General features: G+C 55.9%; 1 protein-coding gene. It reads right to left on the bottom strand.

Annotation, left to right across the window (positions count from 1 at the left end; genetic code table 11):
• Positions 1 to 105: 105 nt before the first annotated feature.
• The gene (gene virG / locus NKH06_RS31975) at positions 106 to 831 is read right to left on the bottom strand and encodes a two-component system response regulator VirG (RefSeq protein WP_023685159.1); all 726 of its coding nucleotides are present in this window, start codon (positions 829 to 831) and stop codon (positions 106 to 108) included.
• Positions 832 to 841 lie beyond the last annotated feature (10 nt).

Raw genomic sequence — 841 nt, 5'->3', positions numbered from 1 at the left:
GCTGATGCGATCTCCGGACCGGTAGCTCTCGCCGTAATTGATCAGGCTGGTACTGTTGGAAGGCTTGATCAGCCTCGTCACCCCAATCTCCAGCATAGCTCACTGTCACGCGGCCAACGTGCCTCCGTAGCTAACATCTACGTCAGCGTTGAAGAAGTACCCTGCGCCACGGGATGTTTTGACCAGGCGAGGGTTGGCCGCATCAGCCTCCAGCTTTCGGCGCAAGCGCATGATTAGGACATCGATACTTCGATCGTACACCTCTTCTCCACGCACACGGCTCGCGAGCAAAAGCCGTTCTCTGGATAGCACGTTGCGGGGGTTCTCCAGAAATGCGATCAAGAGATTGAACTCACATGCGGTAAGCTTGACCTCGCCACGCTCCGCACAGATCAGTCGCCGCTGCTTCACGCTGAGCTTCCAGGCCCCAAAGCGAAATGAGCGCTGCTCTCTGGTTCGCGGACTAGAAATGCGCTGGCGTAGCGCTACTCGAATGCGGGCCAAGAATTCGCGCATCCCGAAAGGCTTGGGAATGAAATCGGTTGCGCCGAGCTCCAGTGCAACCACTTTTTCCGCCTCATCAAGCCGGTCGCCGCTGATCACTATGATAGGAACATCCGATTTTGTCGCCAGATTGCGGACGATCGCAAGTCCATCCTCCCGGCCTAGGTTAAGGTCAACAACCACGAGATCGACTGGCTCACGTGAAAGAACATAGTCAAACTGCTTGCTATCGTGGACTGCGGTTACCTTCAGGGCATGCATCGTGAGATACTCGGCGATGAGGCGCCGCATTGCGGCATCATCGTCAATGACAAGAACATGTTTCAACGGCACACCT

This window comes from Mesorhizobium sp. M1342 (assembly GCF_040317955.1).
GTDB lineage: Bacteria > Pseudomonadota > Alphaproteobacteria > Rhizobiales > Rhizobiaceae > Mesorhizobium.
The sequence above is the reverse complement of the archived record's forward strand: the minus strand, read 5'-3'. Positions and strand labels throughout refer to the sequence as shown.